At 45.4% G+C, this 18,276-nt stretch carries 16 protein-coding genes; 6 read left to right on the top strand and 10 right to left on the bottom strand.

Annotated features, from left to right (window positions below; all coding sequences use genetic code 11):
* Window positions 1-16: 16 nt before the first annotated feature.
* The 10 genes from NEE14_RS03030 to NEE14_RS02985 form a co-directional block, all read right to left on the bottom strand.
* Window positions 17-826 carry a hypothetical protein gene (locus NEE14_RS03030; RefSeq protein WP_251966366.1) on the bottom strand — a complete coding sequence of 270 codons (810 nt, stop codon included), beginning with the start codon at window positions 824-826 and terminating at the stop codon, window positions 17-19.
* A gap of 70 nt (window positions 827-896) precedes the next feature.
* Window positions 897-2,561 (bottom strand): DNA repair protein RecN, encoded by a 1,665-nt coding sequence (recN, locus tag NEE14_RS03025; RefSeq protein WP_251966365.1) that lies wholly within the window; start codon window positions 2,559-2,561, stop codon window positions 897-899.
* 7 nt (window positions 2,562-2,568) lie between these two features.
* Entirely contained in the window at window positions 2,569-3,417 is an 849-nt protein-coding gene (locus NEE14_RS03020) for a DUF4835 family protein (protein WP_251966564.1), read from the bottom strand.
* Between the two features lie 62 nt (window positions 3,418-3,479).
* The gene (gene coaBC / locus NEE14_RS03015) at window positions 3,480-4,682 is read right to left on the bottom strand and encodes a bifunctional phosphopantothenoylcysteine decarboxylase/phosphopantothenate--cysteine ligase CoaBC (RefSeq protein ID WP_251966364.1); all 1,203 of its coding nucleotides are present in this window, start codon (window positions 4,680-4,682) and stop codon (window positions 3,480-3,482) included.
* A gap of 12 nt (window positions 4,683-4,694) precedes the next feature.
* Window positions 4,695-5,465 carry a 3'-5' exonuclease gene (locus NEE14_RS03010; RefSeq protein WP_251966363.1) on the bottom strand — a complete coding sequence of 257 codons (771 nt, stop codon included), beginning with the start codon at window positions 5,463-5,465 and terminating at the stop codon, window positions 4,695-4,697.
* Between the two features lie 11 nt (window positions 5,466-5,476).
* Window positions 5,477-6,598 (bottom strand): DNA polymerase III subunit beta, encoded by a 1,122-nt coding sequence (dnaN, locus tag NEE14_RS03005; RefSeq protein WP_251966362.1) that lies wholly within the window; start codon window positions 6,596-6,598, stop codon window positions 5,477-5,479.
* A 162-nt stretch (window positions 6,599-6,760) separates the two neighbouring features.
* On the bottom strand, window positions 6,761-6,913 hold the full coding sequence (locus NEE14_RS03000; protein WP_251966361.1) for a DUF4295 domain-containing protein: 153 nt from the start codon (window positions 6,911-6,913) through the stop codon (window positions 6,761-6,763).
* A gap of 15 nt (window positions 6,914-6,928) precedes the next feature.
* Entirely contained in the window at window positions 6,929-7,117 is a 189-nt protein-coding gene (gene rpmG, locus NEE14_RS02995; protein ID WP_005638127.1) for a 50S ribosomal protein L33, read from the bottom strand.
* 16 nt (window positions 7,118-7,133) lie between these two features.
* Complete coding sequence (rpmB, locus tag NEE14_RS02990) at window positions 7,134-7,373, bottom strand: 50S ribosomal protein L28 (RefSeq protein ID WP_022457269.1); 240 nt, start codon at window positions 7,371-7,373, stop codon at window positions 7,134-7,136.
* A gap of 403 nt (window positions 7,374-7,776) precedes the next feature.
* Window positions 7,777-10,092, bottom strand: coding sequence for a family 20 glycosylhydrolase (locus NEE14_RS02985; RefSeq protein WP_251966360.1), 2,316 nt, complete (start codon window positions 10,090-10,092; stop codon window positions 7,777-7,779).
* 358 nt (window positions 10,093-10,450) lie between these two features.
* Here NEE14_RS02985 and NEE14_RS02980 point away from each other — a divergent pair, with 358 nt between their 5' ends.
* The 6 genes from NEE14_RS02980 to NEE14_RS02955 are packed head-to-tail and all read left to right on the top strand — an operon-like array spanning window position 10,451 to window position 18,157.
* Window positions 10,451-11,014 carry a 3'-5' exonuclease gene (locus tag NEE14_RS02980; RefSeq protein ID WP_251966359.1) on the top strand — a complete coding sequence of 188 codons (564 nt, stop codon included), beginning with the start codon at window positions 10,451-10,453 and terminating at the stop codon, window positions 11,012-11,014.
* A 2-nt stretch (window positions 11,015-11,016) separates the two neighbouring features.
* Window positions 11,017-12,027, top strand: a complete 1,011-nt coding sequence (locus NEE14_RS02975; RefSeq protein WP_251966358.1) for an N-acetylmuramoyl-L-alanine amidase family protein — start codon at window positions 11,017-11,019, stop codon at window positions 12,025-12,027.
* Window positions 12,028-12,040: 13 nt separating this feature from the next.
* The gene (locus NEE14_RS02970; protein WP_251966357.1) at window positions 12,041-13,288 is read left to right on the top strand and encodes an anaerobic sulfatase-maturation protein; all 1,248 of its coding nucleotides are present in this window, start codon (window positions 12,041-12,043) and stop codon (window positions 13,286-13,288) included.
* Window positions 13,285-14,397, top strand: a complete 1,113-nt coding sequence (locus tag NEE14_RS02965; RefSeq protein ID WP_422394669.1) for an AMP-binding protein — start codon at window positions 13,285-13,287, stop codon at window positions 14,395-14,397. The genes NEE14_RS02970 and NEE14_RS02965 overlap by 4 nt, the downstream gene beginning before the upstream one ends.
* 23 nt (window positions 14,398-14,420) lie before the next feature.
* Window positions 14,421-16,385 carry a DUF3857 domain-containing protein gene (locus NEE14_RS02960; protein WP_251966356.1) on the top strand — a complete coding sequence of 655 codons (1,965 nt, stop codon included), beginning with the start codon at window positions 14,421-14,423 and terminating at the stop codon, window positions 16,383-16,385.
* 17 nt (window positions 16,386-16,402) lie between these two features.
* The gene (locus tag NEE14_RS02955; protein WP_251966355.1) at window positions 16,403-18,157 is read left to right on the top strand and encodes a DUF3857 domain-containing protein; all 1,755 of its coding nucleotides are present in this window, start codon (window positions 16,403-16,405) and stop codon (window positions 18,155-18,157) included.
* The last annotated feature ends 119 nt before the right edge of the window (window positions 18,158-18,276 follow it).

Raw genomic sequence — 18,276 nt, 5'->3', positions numbered from 1 at the left:
TTATTAATAATGAAAACTAAGCTTCGCGTCCTACTCCTTTTATTCCGGATTTACGACCTTTGTCGCTGCTGTCTTTATGTCCGGAATATCTGCCTGAACCTTTGGATGAATGATCCTTTTTATGATCTTTCCCCTGCTGATATGCCGGTGCTTTCGAGGGTTTGCCAGGTTTACCTGAAGGCTTGACCTCGTGAGCCGGCGGTGCCGGACGGTTTACCTGCGGCCGAGGAGCAGCAGGCTTTCCTGGACGATTCGGCTGGCGGTATGGCGGCTGAGGAGCTGGTTTATGAGGTGGCGGAGGTGGTGTCGGGCGGGAATATTTCCCAGGATACCAACCGTGTGCATCGAAATGGCAAACCCAGTTTCCCTTGGCAAAAGTCCAATCTCCTCTCCAATACGAATCTTCATACCAGTAACAGTTTCTTGTCGGCCGATAATCCGGATAATACGGATTATCATACCAACCGATGTAATCATGAATCCGTCGAGGTGTTTCCCGAATATAATATACATACAACTCGAACTGCCGAGGCGACAAAATCCGTTGTAACTTACGGTCTCTCTCCATGCGCAAGCGGTAAATCACCTGAGCGGAATGATCCCAGTAGCGACAATCCTTCAAGGCTTCATGTTCAATCTTCTTGCCATACGCATGTATGATCTTATGATATTCGTGGGCAGCCCTGGGCGACAAATGCAATGTCTCTTCCATCCACAGACATTCATTACATCTTGGTGCATTCCATTCAAAATGAATCCAGAACTGACTATAAGCTGGTAGACTGAATAGCAGTACCAAAAGTCCTATCCATGTTAATCGTTTCATAGTATACTCTCTTTAAATGTGAATAATATGAATTTCTTTTAGTAATAAGACCTGGCAACTGCCTGAAAGTTTATCGTCCTTTTCTTAATAAATCTTTTGCATTAGCTAAAGATGCTTTCGTCAGTGACGCACCGCTCAGCATCCGGGCCACTTCATTAACCCGTTCTTCATCCGACAGGCGTTTGATCTGCGTAGCTGTACCATCTTCCCTGTCTTCCTTATAAACAAAGTAATGGGCTGTACCTTTCGCTGCAATCTGCGGTAAGTGGGTAATGGCAAAGACCTGCATCTTTGAACCTAAATCCTGCATGATATTTCCCATCTTGTCAGCTATATCACCTGAAACGCCAGTATCTATTTCATCAAATATAATGGTTGGCAATGCCGTGAAACCGGCAATCATAGCTTTGATGCACAACATTAACCGGGAAATTTCACCTCCCGATGCAGTTTGAGCCACAGGTTGTAACTCACCATTCTTATTGGCGGAGAACATGAAGCAGATATCATCCATACCATCTGCTTCCGGTTCCGGACGGGTCGCCATATCCACCTGAAAACGGATATTCGGCATTCCCAACGGAGAAACCATTTTCACCAGTTGTTCTGCTATTGTATTCGCTGCCACTTTCCGCTGGACACTTAATACACCTGCCTGCTGCAATAACTCGGCATGCGAGACCTCCAATTGCTGATTCAAGTCTTCAATCAGCTGGTCGTATGAACTGATCTCACCCAATTGCTTTTCATATTGTTCCTGCAGAGCCAACAGTTCGTCCACACTCGAAACCCGGTGTTTTTGTTCCAACGTATAAATCAGATTCAACCGGTCATTGACCCATTCCAGACGCCCCGGATTAAATTCAATGTCTTCCTTCTGACTGTCTGCTTCAGACGCCAAATCGTTCAGGTCGATATAAGCAGATCGCAGCCGTTCGGCAAATTCTTTGGCTTTCGGATAATAGCGTTCCAATCCGTCGGCCAGCGACAAGGCTTCTTTAATCAATTGAACACTACCCATTTCTTCGCCGTCAAGCAATTCGCTTATCTTATATAACGAACCTTTTATTTCCTCTGCATGAGATAAAGTCTCCTGTTCCTGTTCCAGTTCTTCCTGTTCGCCGGGCGAGAGAGACGCTTCTTTTAACTGATCCAGCTGAAAGCGGATGTAATCTTCATCCTGTTTGCTCTGTTCCGCTTTCTGCAGCAAGGCCTTCAATTCACGTTTTAAACCTTGGTAACGCAAGAATTCTTTTTTATACAGAATCAGCAGAATATCATTCTCGGCCATGACATCCAGCACCCGTAATTGAAAACGGCTGTCGCCCAACAGTAAGTTCTGATGCTGGGAATGAATGTCAATCAGTCGCGTACCCAATTCTTTCAGGATGGAAAGAGAAACGGGTGAATCGTTGACAAAAGCACGGGACTTTCCCGAAGAGAAGAGTTCTCTCCGCAAGATACAACTTGAAGCATCGTACTCCAGATCGTTCTCAAGGAAAAATGGTTCGAGCTGGTATTTGGAAATATCGAATGAAACTTCAATAACACACTTGTCTGCTCCCTTTTTGATGCTTTTCCCGTCAGCTCTCTGTCCTAAAACCAACGATAAAGCTCCGAGAATGATAGATTTCCCGGCACCAGTTTCACCAGTAATGACTGAAAAACCTTTATCAAATTGAATATCCAGGCTGTCGATCAGGACAAAGTTCCGGATAAATAATGAATTCAGCATAGTTCTATTACTTTTGCAATGATTCCAGGCGCTTGGTTTCGGTCGGATATAATTCATACAGTAATTTATATCCTTCCTGTTTTTCCTGTGTAGTCGCCTTTGAATAAATCAGCACCAGTTCATCCAATTTGGCATCCGAAAATACCCGCAAGATCACAGACGTCGGACGGGCGCTTTTTACTTCCTTCAAAGCTGGCAAAGCTTCGATAATAGTGGTTCGTCCCCGATCCGGATTACCGGCCATCTCGTCCAGTCCTTTCCGGTGATACGTGTACCAGAAATTCCGGAATGTTTCAGATGTATTGTCTGTCAGAGCCGTAATCAGTCCGTGGCGGTTGTCATCCTTATCAAAGGCTTTCCAGCCGCTCCATGTACCTTGCGACTGTGCCATATTCACGATCTGCTGGGCTCTGTCAAAATAAGCTTTACCACCCAAAGGCGAAAAGCTGTCGAAGTCGAGTCCTAAGATGACGTAAATGTAAAACATCACCGTCGCAGTCAGATTACTGCTCAACGAGTTCTCATTATATTCCAATTGTTCAAACTGGGCATATTCGAAATCAAGTTCCGTATCCCGATAATTGAATAGTGTTGTCAAATAAGACGAATTATACACTGGCCGGGTGGCCTGTACCTGTATTTCTCCTTTATAACTATTGTCGGATTGCTCACTTAAGATAATAGTCATCGAACAGTCAATCCGTTCGTTGACGGCAAACGTAGCATCCGTCCAACGCCTGTTATTGACATACTCGGTCAGTGCAGTCTGCAAGGTCGTAAAAACCGATTTGTCCGTTCCCTGTATCTTATCACTGTTAATGGTGATGCGGGCATTCAGTTCTCCGTTGGTTGACATTTGCGCTATAGCGGAGACAGAACATATGCCAGCTGCCAACAATCCCAATAGTCTTCTTATTCTCATTTCATTAATGAAACTAACTTATTAATAATATCTACAGCCACTTCCTGCTTACTCTTCAACGGATATTCAGTCAGTGTTCCTTCTTGATCCAGAATAGATATCTTGTTTGTATCACACCGGAAGCCAGCTCCCTGATCACGCAGAGAATTCAAGACGATAAAGTCCAGATTCTTTCTCTTCAATTTGTCGGCTGCGTGATGAACTTCGTCTGATGTCTCCAAGGCAAAACCGACCAATAGTTGGTCTGCCTTCTTTATCTGCCCTAAAGAAGCGGCGATATCCTTATTCGGAACCAGCTTCAGCATCATCTCTCCTGTCGATTCCCGCTTGATCTTTTCTGCAGCAATCATCTCAGGTCTGTAATCTGCCACAGCCGCACTTAAGATGGCTGCGTCGGCCGATGGAAAGACATCCATGGCACATTGGTACATTTCCTCTGCAGATTCGACGGAGATCCGATGGATGGAAGGATGTTTGGTCTGCAACGAAACCGGACCACTCACCAAAAATACTTCTGCCCCACGTGCCGCACACGCTTCAGCCAAAGCATATCCCATCTTTCCCGAAGAGTAATTTCCTATAAAACGGACCGGATCTATCTTTTCATACGTCGGGCCTGCTGTTATTAAGATTTTTTTATCCTTTAATATCTTGGATTCATCAAAGAAAGCCTCTAAAACAGCCACGATTTTGTCCGGTTCTTCCATTCGGCCTTTTCCCACCAGATGACTGGCCAGTTCTCCTTCAGCCGGTTCTATAATGTGATTGCCAAATGAGCGGAGGCGATCCAGATTCTGCTGCGTTGTCGGATGCGCAAACATATCCAAGTCCATGGCCGGAGCAATGAAAACAGGAGCTTTGCAGGACAGATAAGTTGTCACTAACATATTATCTGCTATGCCGTTTGCCATCTTACCAATGGTAGAAGCCGTAGCCGGTGCAATCAACATAGCGTCCGCCCACAATCCCAGATCAACATGGCTGTGCCAGGAACCGTCACGATTGGAAAAGAACTCGCTGATAACCGGATTGCTGCTCAAGGCAGATAGGGTTATCGGCGTTATAAATTCCTTCCCCGCCGGAGTAATGACTACCTGAACTTCCGCTCCCTTTTTGACTAAAGCCCGGATGATATAAGCGGCTTTATAGGCCGCAATACTTCCGGTAATTCCCAAGATGATATGTTTTCCTTTCAGCATACAAATCAGCATTTATTTTGCATTGAAACCACGCAGTTTGATTTCCGTCAGTTTCTGTTTGGTATTTAACGGGAAGTCTCCGTTCATCATCCAGCTATAATAAGCCGGATCCTGCTTGAGCACTTCTTCAACCAGGCGGCCTTTGTACTTACCGAAATTGAATACTTCCTGATTCTTGTCATTATAAACCATCCGGCCGGCAAAATCCACATTGTTGGTGAAGCTCGAGAATTCAGATAAAAATGCTACATCATTCTTCAACTCCGGATAACGGTCCAGCTGGGCTTTCAGAACCTCATAGGTTGCCATCGTATCCGCTGCTGCGGTATGCGCATTCTCAAGTGACTTCTGACAGTAAAACTTATAGGCAGCAGCCAATGTACGCTGTTCCATCTTGTAGAAGATCGTCTGAACATCAATAAACTTCCGCCGTGTCAGATCAATGTCAACACCGGCACGCAGAAATTCCTCTGCCAAAAGCGGAATATCGAAACGATTCGAATTATATCCGGCCAGATCACATCCTTCAATCTGAGCCGCCAACTGCTTGGCAACATTCTTGAACAGCGGACAATCCTTTACATCATCATCCGTAATGCCATGAATAGCCGTTGAAGCCGGTGGAATCGGCATTCCCGGATTGATTCGCATGGTTTTACTCTCTTCTTTTCCGTTGGGGAAAACCTTCACATACGAGATTTCAATGATACGGTCCTTGACTATATCGATTCCGGTTGTTTCCAGATCAAAGAAAACCAGCGGATTTTTCAGGTTCAATTGCATAATATAAAGCTTTAATCATTCAACATCATTGGCATCAGCAATGTCAACAAGTCTTCATTTTCTTCATTCTCTTCCGGGACGATTACGCCTGCACGGGATGGATCAGCCAATTCAAACACAATTGATTCTGAACTGATGTTGCTTAAAATTTCGATCAGATAGGTTGAATTAAAACCGATATTCAGCTCCGGACTGTTATACTGGCAGGGAATGCGTTCTTCGGCCGAAATAGAGAAATCGATATCCTGTCCGAAAATAGTCAGCTCGTTTGTCTGCAAGTGTAATTTGATCAGGCTGCTTGACTGTGAGAATACGGAGACACGTTTCAGGGCTGTCAGGAACGAAACGCGGTCGATCGTCACCTTATACGGGTTTTCTTGTGGAATCACACTGTTATAGTTCGGATAACGTCCTTCAATCAGTCGGCAGACCATCTCGAAGTTGTCACACATAAAATGCGCGTTGTTTTCATCAAACTTAACCATCGTAACACCTTCGTCTTTCGACAGAATGTTTTTGAGCAGATTGGCCGGCTTCTTCGGTAAAATGAAAGCAGCACGCTCATCACTTTTGACAGAAGAATTGCGTAAACGGATTAGCTTACGGCCATCAGAAGCCACAAAAGTCAGATTATCCGGCTGAATATCAAAATAGATACCATTCATCACCGGGCGTAATTCATCATCAGCAGTAGCAAACAGGGAGCGATTGATACCGTTCAACAATACTTTACTGTCCATTGTCAAGGAAATCGCGTTGTCCTTCAGCGGTTTTTGCTGAGGATACAGATCGCCCCGCGCACCGATGAAATTATATTTTCCGTTTTGGAAATAAATAAAGATTTCCAGATTCTCATCATTTATGTCAAATGTCAGTGGCTGTTCCGGCAATTCCTTTAAAGGATCGAGGATATTCTTGGCCGACAATGCAAAAACGCCCGAACCTTGGGCATTCATCACCTGCACGGTGGTTACCAGACGGGTTTCTGAATCGGCTGCGGTAATCGTCAATACATCTCCCTCCAGACGAAAGAGAAAATTGTCCAGTATGGGCAATGAATTTTTGGCAGCAATGACCTTGCTCGCCACTTGCAGGCGGGAAGACAAGGCAGTACTTGAAACATCAAACTTCATAGTATATATGTTTATAATTTACATCCATTTAAGCCGTCGCACAAGCCGTTTCTCCTATGCGACTCAAGATACAAAGTTAAGGATTTATTTGAGAACAAAAAAGAGGCTTTCTCCCTTTTTGCCGGGAAAAAGCCTCTTTTCTTATTTCTTATGCTTCAAGAATTATTTGTTGAAATAATCCTTTACTGCTTCGTTCGGAATCATTTCTTCCTGGAAGATGTAAGCACCGGTTTTCGGAGACTTTACCATCTTAATTACTTTAGAGAAAGTACGTCCATCACCTTTCTTAAATGTTGCAACTGCTTTCTTTGCCATTGTTCAAATCTCCTATTACTTAATTTCTTTATGTAAAGTCATCTTCTTCAGAATCGGATTGTATTTCATCAATTCCAATCTCTGAGTTGTATTCTTTCTGTTTTTAGTAGTGATATAACGAGAAGTACCCGGCATACCGCTGTCTTTGTGTTCAGTACATTCCAGAATAACCTGAACTCTGTTTCCTTTTGCTTTCTTTGCCATTGTTTAAATCCTCCTATTAAGCGTTTAAATAACCCTTTTCAGCAGCCATTTTAATAGCAGCATCCAATCCTAATTTGTTAATTGTACGCAAGCCTGCTGCAGAGATCTTCAGGCTAATCCAGCAATCCTGTTCTACCCAATAGAACTTCTTTGTAAACAGGTTAACATCAAACTTACGTTTCGTTCTTCTCTTAGAGTGAGAAACGTTGTTGCCAACCATTGCTTTTTTTCCGGTAATTTGACAAATTTTAGACATCTCTATCTTCTTTTTATTACATGTAATGATTCGAAAAATAATCTCTACAAAGAAACGGACCTGCACATCTTCTTGTTGACATACAAATCGTATTTCTTTTTCTCAGAAACTTCTTTTCTGAACTAGCATCACGAACAGAGCGGAAGTGTTTTCTTGGATAGCGGTTATTTACCGCTTACGGGGTGCAAAGGTATAAATAAATTTAATATTACTACAACTTATCACTAAAAAAATCGCCAAAAAGAATAAAAAATCAGTCTTTTAGCTTTATTCTGTGGATGGCAGAGAATGATTCAGCTTCGTTAATAGTGCCATTGATAATTATTTACCCTTGGGTTCTTAAACTATTACTTAAATTATTCTCTGCCTGTTTTTCCCTTGCGACTGCACTTACGGCCTTGCATCAGTAAGCATAGATTCCTGTATTTACATCCATCTTCTTTCCGGATGGATCATATACGTTAAGTTGCAGCAGACCGCCGTTGTAATCAAAGTATTGTACTTCGATCGGATGCAGGCCTTTAGCCAAGGCTTTCTGTCCGGATATTTCTGCCGGAGCATGCGGTCCGTCATTGTCAACTACGATTTCATCGTCGATCTTCAGTATACTGCCATCATCCGAAAGCAGATAAAACGTATAAATACCTTCAGCCGGAATATTTATATAGCCTTTGATTACCAGTCCGATGTCGCCCTTTACTTCCGATGGAATCGTAACATCCGATACTTCAAAGGTTGCTTTTGCCGGTATTTTCTGGATGGCAGCACATGAGTCGAAACGTCCTTCGTGCCACATGGCCTGAAGTCCGGTCTTCTGTGGCTGAGCATCAGCATCTGCCGGAGCATATTCCTGTTTTAAATAACGGGTACGGAAAATATCTCCAGCCTTTCCATCCGACTTAAAGGAACGCAGCGTGTAATCGGTGGATTCGCTTATCTTCATCGGTCCTTCGTAAACCGGCGATTCCAAAGTCGGAATTGTCCCGTCTGTGGTATAATGAATTTCGATGCTTGGATCAACGCAGGTAATCCGGACATCCGTTTCTCCTACAAAGGCATTGACGGCATGGAATCCTTCCAAATCCGGTGTGCGGTAATTTACGCCAAGAACATTCAAACGGGCGAACTGACCGATCATACGTTTCTGGAAATCGTCCCAGTAACACATAGCCGGATCGCTCCAGGTCTTTTCAGCCAATGCCATAACCCGCGGGAATGCCATATACTGCAATCGTGCAACCGAAGGAATCCATTCGCACCAGATATTTCCCTGAGCGCCTAAGATCAGACTGCGTTGCTCCTCGCTTAAGGAATCGGGAGCCAAAACGTATTCATAGAGATTTCTGACGGATTTACGATCCTGCTGAACATCCAGGTAGAAATTGGCATTCGGGCAGTAAATAGCCTGGTTGCCCTGAGCCGTAGCTTCGGGAAGCGACTGCGGATGCCAGTTACGCCACCACATAATAGTAGCCGTTTCCGAAAGTCCGCCTTCCAGTATCTCGTCCCAGCCGATCAGGTTCTTACCGTGCTCGTTGAAGAAATGCTCCATGTAATGAACGAACCACGACTGCAGTTCTTCTTCCGTCTTCAGACCTTCATCTTTCATCCGTTTCTGGCAGTCCGGACATTTCTTCCAGTTTGTCTTTTCTACTTCATCGGCACCTAAGTGAATGTATTTGTACGGGAATAAAGGAATGATTTCGGCATACACATTCTTACAGAACTCTAAAGCCGAGTCTTTTCCCGGGCAAACAGGCGATGAAAACGACTTTCCCCAACCGGTCTGCGCAAAGCAGGAAACGCCATTATAGTTGCTGACAGCAGCCAGCATGTGGCCCGGCATATCGATTTCCGGAATCACATCGATACCACGAATACCGGCATATTTGACGATATCCTTGATTTCTTCCTGGGTATAAAAGCCACCGTACAGTGTATCACCCTGGACGATACGCAGTTTCTCGGCCGGAATCTCAAAATCCTTGTTATCTTCCGCCTTCGCCCGGCGCATGCATTCCCGGTCTTGCGAGTTAAACGGCCGCCATGCTCCTTTTTCAGTCAACAGCGGATACTTTTTGATCTCAATACGCCAGCCCTGGTCGTCTGTCAGGTGCCAGTGAAATTTATTCAGCTTATAAAGAGCCATCAGGTCAAGCAATTCCTTCACTTCATCCGGAGAATAGAAATGACGGGAAACGTCGAGCATGACTCCTCTCCAGCTGAAACGGGGTTCGTCGGTGATGGTTACGGCCGGCAAAGCCCAGGTATTGCCCGGAAGTTCCACAGCCGATTCAATTTCAGCCGGGAAAAGTTGGCGAAGTGTCTGGATACCGGCAATAAAGCCACCGTAATTACCCGATGAAATCGTTATATTTTTCTTGCCTACGTGCAGCGAATAACTGCCTTCCTTCGGCGAAAAGCTATCGGCCAGCGACAATTGGATGTCTCCATCCAGCCCTTCCTTAACCGATAAATGATAACCTGTCGAACGGGCCAGCAGCGATGCCAGGTATTCGGCCGCAGGCTTCAGCGAGGGATCAGAAATACCAATCGTCATCCCGTCTGTCAGAAGAAACGAGCCTGATTCCTGGGTGACGGACTTGGGTAATGGAATAATATTGATATCGGCTACCGATGTCTCTTGTGTGCTTGTACACGAAATGTTGGCGAATAACGCACCAGCTATCGTGCAAGCGAAGAAAAGTCTTTTATACATTTTAATTTGTGTTTTAGGTTGTTTGCAAACTTACGGATTAATCTTGGGATAACCTTGTATTTTTAGTGAAAAACATCCAAGATAAATTGAAAATGGTGGTTTAAATTCTTTGTTACCCTACGGGGAAAAGATGCAGAAAATACCGGTAATTCTTTAGTTCACGGCGTGAACTACTTAATCCACGGCGTGAACTAAGTAATTCACGGTGTGAACTAAGTAATCCACGACGTGAACTAAAGAATATCCCGGCAGTTTTCCAACTTTCATTCACGGGCCAGATACTTTTCCGCCAGACAAAAAATACTTTATCCTAAAAATATCGTTATCTTTGTTCCGCACATATAATAATGTATAGAAGATGAAAATACTCTTTTTTGATTTGGAAACGACGGGGATCCGTTATTGGCGGAACGGAATACATCAGATCAGTGGCGAGGTCGTCATTGACGGAGAATGCAAAGAGTCTTTTAATTTCCATGTCCGTCCGAATCCTCAATGTGATGTTGATGAAGAGGCATTGAAAATATGCCACGTAACCAAAGAACAGATTTTCGCCTATCCACCGATGGAAGAGGTTTACAAGCAGTTTGTACAAATGCTTTCCAAATATGTCGATAAATACGACCGGACCGATAAATTCTTCCTGGCCGGTTATAATAATTCTTCGTTCGACAACTACTTCCTGAAAGCCTTTTTTGTACAGAACGGAGACAATTATTTTTATTCCTGGTTTTGGGTCAACTCGATTGATGTGATGGTGCTGGCTACCCAGCATTTGCTGGAAGAACGGCATAAAATGCCCGACTTCAAGCAGGAAACGGTAGCTCGTGCCTTAGGTATCGAGCTGGAAGCCGACAAGCTGCATAATGCTTCGTATGATATTTATTTAACCCGGGAAATTTATAAACGCCTCATTGGATAAGTATGAAACACAAATACTCCAGACTGTTACTCCTCATTCTGTTATTTTTGCCTATAGCTCTATGGGCCCAAGAGAAAGCCTACCCGAAGAATGGCGAAGGAATTGAACTCTTCCTGAAGCGGTTCAACCGGACAGGCAGTTATTATCAGAAAGAGTTTATCCGGCTCAACAAATCAAAATTGGGCAAAAACAATATGCTGATAACGGGTGTCAAATATACGATTCCCCCTTTGAAGGAGAACGAACAACCCGTGAAATCGGAACCGGCATCGAAACGCCGCAAAGGATATGAACCGCTGTTCGGGAAAAACCTGGCTTCCTACAATGTCGAATCCAATGAATTGAAAGGGGCTTGTTTCTATCTGGTCAGCGGACATGGCGGTCCTGATCCGGGAGCCATCGGAAAAATGGGGAACCATGAGCTGCATGAAGATGAATATGCCTACGATATCATCCTGCGTATTGCCCGCAACCTGATGATACGCGGAGCCAAAGTGCATATCATTATCCAGGATTCCAAAGACGGTATCCGCAATGATATGTATCTGAAGAACAGCAAACGGGAGACTTGCATGGGAAAAGCTATTCCGCTCAACCAAGTCAGTCGGCTGAAACAGCGCTGCGCTAAAATCAACCAGCTGAATAAAACGGATAAAGAAACTTACAAAAGAGCACTCTTTATTCATGTCGACAGCCGGAGCCGCAGCAAACAGACGGATGTCTACTTCTACAATACCGGATCAAAAGCCAGCCGGAAGCTGACGAATACGATGAAATCGGTCTTTCAGCGGAAATATGCCCATCATCAGCCGGGAAGAGGTTTCCGCGGAACAGTGAGCAAACGCGACTTGTATGTGTTGCGGAATACGACACCGGTTGCAGCCTTTATCGAGCTGGGAAATATCCAGAACAAGTATGACCAGCAGCGGATTGTGCTGAGCAATAACCGTCAGGCGCTGGCCAACTGGATCAGTGAGGCATTTGTTATTGACTACAAGAACTATAAGAAATAAGAGAATCGAAATCATGAGTAACATTTCACCTTTCGCACGGCCTGTGTATGTCATGCTGAAACCTGTCGGTTCGGTATGCAACCTGGCTTGCGATTACTGTTATTATCTGGAGAAGGACAAACTTTATCCGGATGTAAAGAATCATATTCTGACAGACGAGTTACTGGAAAGGTTCATTCAGCAATATATGGAATGCCAGACGATGCAGGAAGTCCTGTTTACCTGGCATGGCGGAGAAACCCTGATGCGTCCGATCAGCTTCTACCGGAAGGCACTGGCGCTGCAGCAAAAGTATGCCAAAGGCAGAAGAGTTGACAACTGCATTCAGACCAACGGGACGTTGCTGAACGACGAATGGTGCCGTTTCTTCAAGGAAAATCACTTTCTGGTAGGCGTATCCATCGACGGTCCGCAGGAATTCCATGACGAATACCGGAGAAACCGCCAAGGTCAGCCGTCCTTTTACAAGGTCATGAAAGGAATCGAGCTTCTCAAGAAGCACGGTGTGGAGTATAACGGGATGGCGGTGGTGAATGATTATAATGTTGACTATCCATTGGAGTTTTACCAGTTCTTTAAAGAGATAGACTGCCATTATATCCAGTTCGCTCCTATTGTTGAACGATTGGGTTTTCATGCCGACGGAACCAGACTCGCTTCTCCTGAGCAGCAGGACGCTAACATAAAACTCGCTCCTTTCTCGGTCGATGCCGGCAAATGGGGCGATTTCCTGTGTGCCCTGTTCGATGAATGGGTACAAAAAGACGTAGGCAACTTCTTCATCCAGATATTCGACGCGACACTGGCCAACTGGGTTGGCGTGCAACCGGGCGTTTGTTCGATGGCAAAGACCTGCGGACATGCCGGAGTGATGGAATTCAACGGCGACGTATATGCCTGCGACCATTTTGTCTTTCCCGCCTATAAACTCGGAAATATCCGGACACAGACATTGACGGAAATGATGTACAGCCAGAAGCAGCTGCAGTTTGGTGCCGACAAGTACGAAAAACTCCCGCAGGTGTGCAAGCAGTGTGAGTTCTTGTTTGCCTGCAACGGCGAATGCCCGAAAAACCGCTTCCTGCATACAGCCGACGGCGAGCCCGGACTCAATTACTTATGTAAAGGTTATAAGAAATATTTCGCCCACGTGGCTCCATTTATGGATTTCATGAAGAAAGAGCTGCAAGCCCAGCGCCCACCAGCCAACATCATGGATCATGTCAGTATGGAGAACGGACATATAATACTGAAAGCATGATGAAAGAACACAGGCAACAGGCTTCCTGGCAAGCCTGTTCATTGATATTGGGGGGAAAGACCTTTTCTATGGAAACGTATAGGAAAGGTCTTTCCTCTTTACCCGATCATCCTTATCAGGACTTGAAACAGTTTCTGGAAGAATGGTTCGACGAATCTCCTACGCTGCGCGTCTATACGTCCGGTTCTACCGGCACGCCCAAAGAACTGTTCGTCCGGAAAGAACAGATGATGAACAGTGCGCGCATCACCTGCGAAGCCTTGCTGCTTCGAAAGGGAGATAAGGCTTTGCTCTGCATGCCGCTCCGGTATATTGCCGGCAAGATGGTCGTCGTAAGAGCTCTGGTAGCCGGACTGGAACTTATCGTCCGCGAGCCTTCCGGTCATCCGCTGGCCGATGTCAACGAACATCTCCGGTTTGCCGCCATGATTCCACTGCAAGTATTCAATTCGCTGGCAGTACCACAGGAAGCCAGCCGGCTGGAAGACACGGAAATCTTAATCATCGGCGGAGGAGCCATCGACAAACAGCTGGAAGTCGCCTTGCAGAAAATGCAGAATGCGGTGTATTCGACCTACGGAATGACCGAAACACTTTCCCATATTGCGTTGAGAAGACTGAACGGAGCGGAGGCATCCGAGCGGTATAAGCCTTTTCCTTCGGTATCTCTATCCTTATCGGCCGATCACACATTGGTTATTCAAGCCCCACAAGTCTGCGATGAAACCCTTGTGACTAACGATGTCGTCGAGTTGTTCCCGGACGGGACATTCCAGATTATTGGCCGAAAAGATAACATAATCAACAGTGGAGGCATAAAAATTCAAACAGAATGTGTAGAAAAGACACTCCGTTCTATTATTTCTGTTAACTTTGCCCTGACAGCGGTTCCGCATCCCAAGTTTGGAGAAGCATTGGTCCTGCTGGTAGAAAAAGACAGGAACGAGGTGATTCGTCCGGAAGAACTGGCAGAACAGATCCGATCTATTCTGCCCAAATACCAGCAGCCCAAGCAGATTCTTTGGATAGAAGCTCTTCCCCTGACGCAGACCGGCAAGATAAGCCGGGCAGAATGTCGGAAACTTGCTGCAAAACTCGTACATTATTAACTTTTAATTATTAATTGAAAGAGATGAAATATTTACCTATTGTAACGCTCTCTATGCTGTCATTCGCTTCTGTTGCCTGGGCACAGAGCGGTGAAAGCTGTCAGGCTCCGCAAGACCCGACATTAGAGAATCCGGCATTTGCAGGTTATGACTGCATAACTTTGCTGGACAGTACAGCTGTTTCGGTTCAACCGACAGGCTCCGGATCGTTTGCTGTTTACCGTAAGTTTAAAGTACAGACACCGGCCGGTGGTGTGGCTAACCATGTAATCAAATATGATTATGACCCGTTGACGGCTTTTGCCGAATTCAAACAGGCAACCATTTACCGGGCCAATGGCGATGTTGTCAATGTAGATGTTACACAAGCCTGCGATTATGCAGCGCCTGCCCGTGCCATTTACTGGGGAGCCCGTCATATCATGCTGGAACTGGGCCGGCTGGAACCGGGCGATGTGGTTGAATATGAAATCAGCAAGAAAGGATTTACCTATGCTTTGCTGACAGATGCTGAAGACGATGAGTCTCGTTTCATTCCGCCGATGCGCGGACAGTTCTATGATATCGTTCCATTCTGGGTATCTGAACCGACTGTCCGCAAAGTATACAAGCTGAATATCCCGATGGAAAAGGAAATCCAGTTTGAATTCTTCCAGGGAGAATGTGCTTCTTCCATGCACTATGAAGACGGTCGGAAGTCTTATACCTTTGCACTCGAGAATGCTCTTCCGACAAAGCGGGAACCGAACATGGTCGACTTGTTTGATGCTGCTCCCAAGCTCATGCTGTCGTCTACGCCCGAATGGAAAGACAAATCTCTTTGGTTCAACAAGGTGAATGAAGACTATGGAAGCTTTGAACCGATACCGGAAGCCCAGAAGAAGGTAGATGAACTGATCAAGGGTAAGAAAACAGAAATGGAAAAGATCGCCGTCCTGACTCACTGGGTGGCTGATAACATCCGTTATGCCGGTATTTCAATGGGCAAAGGCGAAGGCTATACGTTGCATAACCTGAAGATGAACTACACCGACCGCTGCGGTGTCTGTAAGGATATTGCCGGTACGCTGATCGCCTTCTTGCGTATGGCTGGATTCGAAGCTTATCCTGCCATGACAATGGCTGGCAGCCGGGTAGAGAAGATTCCGGCAGACCATTTCAATCACTGCGTGGCAGTCGTCAAGCTTTCGAACGGCACATATATTCCGCTTGACCCGACGTGGGTTCCATTCGTCCGCGAATTATGGAGCAGCGCCGAGCAACAGCAGAATTATCTGCCCGGCATTCCGGAAGGTTCCGATTTGTGTTTGACTCCGGTTTCTGCTCCCGAGAATCATTATTTCCGGATGAAAGCCAACAACAAGCTGGATGCCAACGGAACCTTGCGTGGCGAACTGATCGTCACAGCCGAAGGACAGTCGGATGCCAGTGTCCGCCGGGTATTTACAACCGGATGGCAAAGCGACTGGAAGAACAGTATGGAAAAACAGCTGCTGGCAGTTTCGCCCAAGGCTAAATTAATCAGCGTCGACTGGGGAAAAGATCCGGCTAATTATCAGGCCGCTCCTATCCGATTGGTTTTCCGTTATGAAATACCCGACTATGCCGTCAAAGGCGAAGATGCGTTATTGATCAAGCCGATGGTCATGAACAACCTTTATAATTCCATCAAAAGCTTCCTGCGGATTGATACAAGTCTGGAAAAACGTGAGTTTGGCTTTAAGGATGCCTGCTCTCGTTTGGTTGAACAAGATGAAACCATCCAGTTGCCGGCCGGATACACGTTGAGCAATGAAGCTAAAAGCGATGCCAAACAAAGCCAGGCAGCCGATTTTGAAGGTTCTCTGAAACAGGAAGGCAATAAAATCGTTCTGCACCAGAAGCTGGCACTCAAGAAACGGGTATATGAAGCATCCGACTGGTGCGGATTCCGGGATGCCGTTAATGGATTCAAATCATACGGAGACTATTTAGTAATCAAGAAATAATTCTAATCAATATAACTATGACTAACTTGATCAATAAAATCATATGTCTTCTTATCGTATTAGGAACAGCCGTCAGTGTTTCTGCGGCTCCCGAAGCCGAATATAAGAAGCTCGTTAAATCATGGGCATTGAATGCCGATGGCAGTCAGGTGTTTCATTATAATATGGAGCTGACCATTTACTCTTACCTGGCTATGCGAAGTTTATATGGAGAATCATTCATTCAATACAATCCGGAATACCAGACATTGAAGATCAATTCTTCGTACACCAAGCAGAAAGACGGAACGATTGTCAAAACTCCCGACAATGCGTTTGTAGAAGTTCTTCCTCGCACGGCTGTTGATGCTCCAGCTTACAATCAGCTGAAAGAAATGGTGGTTGTTCATACGGGTCTGGAATTGGGAACAACAATTTACCTGGATTATACCATTACATCCAAGGCCGGTTATCTGCCGGAGCTAGATATCTTCGAACCGATTCAACAGGCAAGTCCAGTGAAGGAATATTCTCTTTCCGTGACTGTCCCGGTTGACAGAGACTTATCATACAGTCTGGCAAATCCGGAGGTGATGGCTAAAATGAATGTAGAAGAAGGTATGCGCACAATCAGCTGGAACCTGAAGAATGTTAAACCGGCGTCATTGGCTCCTATGCAGCGTATTGAATCTGGAGACATGCAATATCTGGCCTGCTCGACATTCGAGAATAATAAAGAAGCCTTGAATTATCTGTTCGAACAATTTGACCATCCGGAAAGTATGCCGTTGGTTTCTCTGGCTGAAACATTGACGGAAGGGAAAAACACCGATACGGAAAAACTTCAGGCCATTCACAATTTCATTGTCAATGACTTCGCACATAGCCGTCTGTCGCTGAACGAAACCGGATATCGCATTCGTTCGGCAGAAGATGTCATCCGGACTGCTTATGGAACAGACGCCGAACTGATCAACCTGCTGTACGGACTGTTGTCGGCTGCCAAAATAGAGACTAAGGTTTGCGCCGCTTATCCGGTAAAAGATCCTCAGGAATGTTCTATCCTGAAAGCCATTCGCCTCTTTATCCAGGCGAAAGCCGACGGACAGACTTATCTCTTGACTTCCGGCAGTCCGAAGATGAGCGAAATTGGCTGGACAGCCGATTATTGCAACATCCGGGATCTTAAGACTGGAGAAGAAATGGATCTGACTCCTTGTTCACCGGATTTATCTTACGACGTAACGATGAAGCTGACGGACAAAGAAGCTGTATCGACCATCAAAGCCAACATTCCTGCTGCTTTCGTAGCCTATTCAGATTCGAAGGCGACAGCTTTCTCTGAAGGTGATAAAAATGCATCTGTCAGCCAGAAAGGGAATATGATTACAGTTAACTATCAGACAACGGAGAAGGTTGAAACTGTACCGGGTTATTATCTGCTTCGTCTGCCTGATTCTCCGGCAGGTGTTTCCCATCAGCCGTATGCATCTTTCAACAGCACACGCGACTGCAATCTGTTCTTGCCGTATGCGCCCAATGAAACCTATACTTATACCATAGAAGTTCCGGCCAACATGGAATTGAGTACTCCGGTAGCTGAGAAGAACATCTCGAACGCTGCAGGAAACTGTATTCAGACCATCAAGCAGAACGGTAATAAAGTAGAAGTTTCTCGCAGCCTGAAAATCGATTCGAACCTTATCAAGCGCTCAGATTACCCGGCATTCCATACGTTAATGGCAGCTTGGGCAGACATCAACAATACACAGTTATTGTTTAAGCAGAAATAAACACAGTATCTTTGATTAATTAATTGGGAAGGTGTGTCAAAAAGCACACCTTCTTTTTTAGCACAAAGCCCCGACTTTCACAAGCTGGGGCTTTGTTATTACCTAAAGATTTTGTATCT

This window comes from Parabacteroides sp. AD58, from assembly GCF_023744375.2.
Lineage (GTDB): Bacteria > Bacteroidota > Bacteroidia > Bacteroidales > Tannerellaceae > Parabacteroides > Parabacteroides absconsus.
This window is presented reverse-complemented; position numbering and strand designations above follow the sequence as displayed.